The following is a 5,335-nucleotide window of genomic DNA, read 5'->3' on the forward strand; positions in this document are numbered from 1 at the left end:
TCTCCTTAATTGAAATTCCTATTAACGTTGACACAAAAGACTTTCCCACAGAACGTGGGTCGTGCAACGAATTTCTGTCTTCGCCATTAAAATATTCTTCTAATAAAATTTTACCTTCCTTTAAAACAACGACACTATTTATCTTTTTAAATATTCCCTCGTTGATTGCTGCCTTTAGTTGCCTGATTTTCTTTTCATCAAAATAGGCGTTAGAAACCCCGATTCCCTTGTATGGTGCAATTTTATTTAGCCTAACATTCTTTATATCAATTTTTGAGTGTCTTGAAACTTGTATCCTAAGTTCGCCTGCTGCCATTAGTTCACCAATCTTTATGCTATCTGTCTTTACATAGGGGCGAATTTCCATTCTCAGTAAATGATTTCCGTCTGTCAAAAGTTTGTCGCCTCCATTGTTCATAAAACGATTCCAGAAAGATTCGCTCCAGGTCCCCTGCCCGTTTTCATTGTCAATAAAAGGACGGTTCAAATAGGTGTCAACATCCTGATTCTTTTCTTGTGGAGCACCTGGAATAAGGTTGCTTTGATAAGTTAATTTGTTGTCTATAAATATGGTAAACTGATAATTGCCAAGTTTAAAGAGTGTGTCTTTTGAGAACTCTGGCAAGAGCTGATGCTTATAATTTGTTAGCGAATTATTGAAAAACGCAACAAAAAAAAGGTTGCTTTTATGGGTAAGTTTATAATTTCTAAGGAAATCCTCTGGGGCAAGAATTTCGTTGTTAATATGCTTTTCTGTAAAAAATATTTTACCAGTATTGGCTTGGTGCAATGCAGTTTTTGCCTGCTCTGTTTGAGCAATATTTGCGTCTTGTCCAAAACATAATGTGGGAAGGAATAATGGTATAAACAAGTAACGGTACTTCATTTTTTGTTTTGTCAGAACACAAGGTACTGCCTTTTAGAATTGCACACAACGTTCAGGGCTTTCTGCCGTGCAGATATTCGCTGATTCGTCAGGCCGAACCGCTGCTGGGTTTCACGGCTTTGCGATGTGGAGGCGTTCTGTGGTTCGTCAGTTTAAATTCATTACTAAAGTTCAATAGCAGTACAATCCTTCAGAACTTATTCATTAGCCGCCAAATTGCAAAACCAATGTCAGCAGCTGTTATTCTTTCGTCAACAATTCAGTATTTTGAACATACATGACAAAATACGGATTGTTACTATTTGCCCGTTTAATGATTACAAAGAATGGTTTGTCAAACAACATTTTCTTTGGCACAATTTTTACTGGTTCCGCTGAAGCACTGTCCAAAGCGAAGCTAGCTTCACTTTCTACCACTGCTCCATTTTCATTGAGAATGAAACCAGTCCTTTGATATGCTACTTCAACATGGTGCAGATTACCCTTTGTTGTAAAAGTCTGTCCTTCAATGTCACTATAGTTTGCCTCGATGTTGAATTTGATGGTCGGAATGGAGAATATATCAATGTCATTAAGCACATACTTCCACGCTACTTTAGGTGATGTCCTTTCTTTGCTGCCTGCGTTAGTCAATTTCTTCGTTTGTTCAACAGCAGCCATAAGATTTGCCACTTTGTCTAAGCCTTTTGCAAGTAATATTTGATGTTCCTTATCCTTTGGTGTCAGCTTAAGAATAAAGTTATCGTCATTTTTGTAATAAACAATTTCTGTAAACTTTGCCGCTTCTTCGTCATAGGATTGAATGCCGAAAGCTAAAACGTTTGTATTATTAAAAAGTATAGGTTTCTCAATTTTCTGAAGTCTTGAAGGAAAGGGTAATGTCTTATTGAAAAATGCCCTGGCTATGATTACATCGTCCACAGTTTCCACTTCCGCAGAGTACTCATTATCTGTCATCGTGTTTTTATAAGAAGCTGACTGGTTAACTAATTTGAATTCATCTGAGTTTCTGTCCGTCAATGCTATTGGCAGTTTCAATTCCTGTTTAACTTTGTCCCATGCAAAAAGAAAGGCTGTTGCGTAAACAACATTTTTGTTGCCATTAATAGGACTTTCTAATGTCGGAACAAACTCCGTTTGTTGTAGTTCGCTTATCTTGGTCACTTCTGGCAATGCACTCCATTCATGCTCTTTTAAATTCTTGCAAGAAGTCAAAAAGAAAAGTGTCAAAATAAAAGCTGCTGGAAAAATTCGCATGATGTGTTCAAATATAATGGCTGCTAACGTTAAAGTGGTTGCGCAGGCCGGGAACTTGAAATCTTGCCGCCCGGTTAGGCCAAGCATGTTGCTATAAGAAGGTTACAAATTAATAAAAACGTTTGATGGGTTCGTAGCCGGCATTCTGTGATCCCGTCGCCCAGCCCTGGTTATAAAGTTGAACAGAATTACTCTTGATCAGTTCCTATTCGTCGCCCGCAATGACGGATAACCAATGTTGTAGGCAGTCTTACGTGCAGCAACACCATTAATCGAAAGTCCAGAAAGCGTCCGGGTGGTAAGATTCACCCCTACCTGCCAGTAGCGGCTACCACCATCCAGTGTTACACTGTAATCGGATGAATAGTCAAGCCGGCCGTCCCAATGACCCCTCACCCGATCAAAAAGCGTGACTCGATCCCAATGCAAATTAACTTCAATAATTAGGTCACCGTTTGGAGCAAAAACACCAATATACTGTCGGAAGTATTTATGGAGACTTCGGTCGATGAAAGGATACTGCCCAAATTGATTAATCCGGGCCTTATTAGCCTTCCCGATCTCATGTCGCAAAATCCACTCAGCAAGTGCAATATCCTCTTGTGTAGGGGTAAATCTGTTCAAAGTGTCGACGAGGAGATTATGGGTCCGATAGGATCGTGAAAATGCTGTGCCCCTGAACCTATTCGATTTCACGCCCATTTTGTCGGCGTCACTGGTTGGAAATGTGCTAATTGTCGTCCCGCAACTTGCAAGAAATACGATCAGACCCAGTATATTGAAGATCTTAGCCATATTGTTTACCGCGAACAGGGCTTTATGCAGGTTAGGAATTAGAATTCCGTCTGCACATAGCCGCTGCTGATTGAAAATATAAAATTGAATTTAAGAACTAAGTTGACAGTTGGTTGTCCAGCCCGAAATACAGCCTGGATTTGCAGTAAGCTGATGTTTGCTGTTATGCCCGACTTGAATAAAAACCAATGTTAACTGCTGGTGGTTCCCCGTCACACATTAAGTTGTCTTCCTTTAATAGCACTGATTTTTGAAAATTTATTGTCGCAAGTGAGCTCAGTTAAACACTCAAATTTACTTTGGTCAATTAATTTCTCTAAAAGCTTATTGGCTTTTTTGTTCACTGTATAAATGTGTAAATTTCCGTATTGGCAAATGGTACCAATAACGTTTTGGCCAGGGTCGATGAAATGAACATAAGGAAGAATTGCATTTGTGCGTACCAGCCAGGATAAATGTTTTACAAAAGTTGGTAGTTGATCAGTGTCAACCTGTAGTGCTCCGGTAAATCTTCTCCCAATTTTATTGTCTGCCAAAAATTGCAAGGCCTCTTTGGCTTGTTTGAAGTTATGGTCAAGATATAACCAAGGGATAGTTAGGTCACCAAGGAATATTAGTTTGTTGAAACCTAAGTGTGTTGTTAAATCGGCAATTTCTTTTCCTAATAATTTAATGTGTCCTTTAAATGATTTAGAAGGAAGTGTCAAAACATAACCAGTAAAAGTCTCCGGATAAAAAAAGTCGTAATCTTCCTTCTCCGAATTGTATGCACGCAAGGGAAGTTTTGGATATTTTGAAATTGCTTCTTGTCGATTAATTTTAATTAGCATATGATGTAGAGTAGCATACCAGCTAACGGTGCAGCGCGTTGTGAAGGTGGGATATTTGTAAATATGTCGCTTCACTTCAACAATTCAGCCCCACTTTTACAAAGCGCATGTTGGCCGTAGGGTTCATTCGTGCATCGCTTTTATTTCTTTTTCTGTCAAGCGAAGAAAGCGGGCTGCATTATTAAATAAAATGTCTCTCTTTTGAGTAGGAGAAAGAAAAGGTGCTTTATTAATAGTTTGAATGCCGAGTTCTATCGACTGCGGCCAAATCATATTGTCTGACCCAAACATAATTCGTTTGCCAAATCCTGCATTCACCAAACGTTCTAAATAATAGTAAAACTCTTTTGTTGGAATCATGTAGCAAATGACACCTAAATCGACATAAAGCTGAGGATGCGTATACAAGGTCGCCAGCATATCATCCAGCATTGGCCAACCAGCATGCATCGCATAGACCCTTAATTTTGGATGGCGTAGTAATGCTTCTTCTAGAACTAGAGGACTGTGTAATCTTGCTCTATAATTTGTGGCAAAGACATAGGGTGCTCCGGGTTGTCCTGGACCTACATGGATGCCAACCGGAATATCTAAACGTTCAGCCATTGCCAAGTAGGGTTCAAAAGCAGAATCGCTTGCTGTGTAGCCCTCATATTGTATGCTGATTTCACCAAACACTTTAAACTCTCCTGATCGAAAAAGCTTTTCCAATGAATCAAGGGTTAGTCCTTCTGCTTTCTCCAGACCAAACGTCCATTGAATACTGCTCATAATACGATCAGGAGCTTCGGCTTTCCATCTTCTTACCTTCTCAATTTCGCCACTTGTAGCTGCATAAATATTGTTTTTCCGAAGTACGGACAGGGTCATTTGTCGTAGCGAATCATCAGTTGTAGGCGATGTTATATGATGGTCAGCCCACATTCCTGTTTTGACTGCCTTCATAAATACCTTGCGAAAATCATCTTTTGGATCGTTCAATCCCAAGTCAGTAAAAGGTGCTCCCACACTCTGTGGTGCTGGCCCCTGATCGTTTGCTCCAAGTGCATGCAGGTGCATGTCAATTACTGGCAAAGGCTTTTTTTGGGCTTTTAATAACTGTGTAAAGGAGATGGCAACGATAATAAGGCCGTAAGTTTTAAGCATTTGGCAGAGATATAATTTAATGAGATTCCAAAAAAGGAGTTTTCCACAAACGAATGCTTCAAACAGCTAAAGGAAACATTAAAGCCAAAGGTTCAGGTATTGGCGAAGCGGGCCGACAGGAACTGTGAACCACAAGGACTGGCGGCCGGTTTTGCCAATATCATGTTATGGGCAGGCGGTGGTTACGATTTGACTCACATATTCAGCAACGTCCGAAGATAAACTTCGCCCGGCCTTCGGCCATCTCGAATTTAGTATAGCTTGCACGCCGTAACGAGATGAAATCTGGGCAATGACTTCGTTTTCGATCGACTCCACATATTCTCGATTCTCTTTGTGTTGCGATGCTTTGTCAATCTCAAATAATCTGATGGGGAAAACATGCATGCAAATCTTAGCTCTTTTCAAAAACTCACTAACT

Annotated in this window: 6 protein-coding genes; all 6 read right to left on the minus strand. The window is 39.9% G+C overall.

What is annotated here, in order from left to right:
* The coding region (locus tag PI95_RS34370) for a hypothetical protein (RefSeq protein WP_201280724.1) at nt 1-886 on the minus strand (886 nt) is incomplete at its 3' end.
* Nucleotides 887-1,126: 240 nt separating this feature from the next.
* The gene (locus tag PI95_RS34375; protein WP_038106293.1) at nt 1,127-2,230 is read right to left on the minus strand and encodes a hypothetical protein; all 1,104 of its coding nucleotides are present in this window, start codon (nt 2,228-2,230) and stop codon (nt 1,127-1,129) included.
* 111 nt (nt 2,231-2,341) lie between these two features.
* The gene (locus PI95_RS34380) at nt 2,342-2,938 is read right to left on the minus strand and encodes a hypothetical protein (protein WP_163519459.1); all 597 of its coding nucleotides are present in this window, start codon (nt 2,936-2,938) and stop codon (nt 2,342-2,344) included.
* Nucleotides 2,939-3,150: 212 nt separating this feature from the next.
* Complete coding sequence (locus tag PI95_RS34385; protein ID WP_163519460.1) at nt 3,151-3,768, minus strand: hypothetical protein; 618 nt, start codon at nt 3,766-3,768, stop codon at nt 3,151-3,153.
* A 123-nt stretch (nt 3,769-3,891) separates the two neighbouring features.
* Entirely contained in the window at nt 3,892-4,914 is a 1,023-nt protein-coding gene (locus tag PI95_RS34390; protein ID WP_163519461.1) for an amidohydrolase family protein, read from the minus strand.
* 165 nt (nt 4,915-5,079) lie between these two features.
* Nucleotides 5,080-5,335 (minus strand): hypothetical protein (locus PI95_RS36530; RefSeq protein WP_236117324.1); only part of this gene is annotated, 256 nt, incomplete at its 5' end.

This window comes from Hassallia byssoidea VB512170 (genome assembly GCF_000817785.2).
GTDB classification, from domain to species: Bacteria; Cyanobacteriota; Cyanobacteriia; order Cyanobacteriales; family Nostocaceae; genus Hassallia; species Hassallia carrinoi.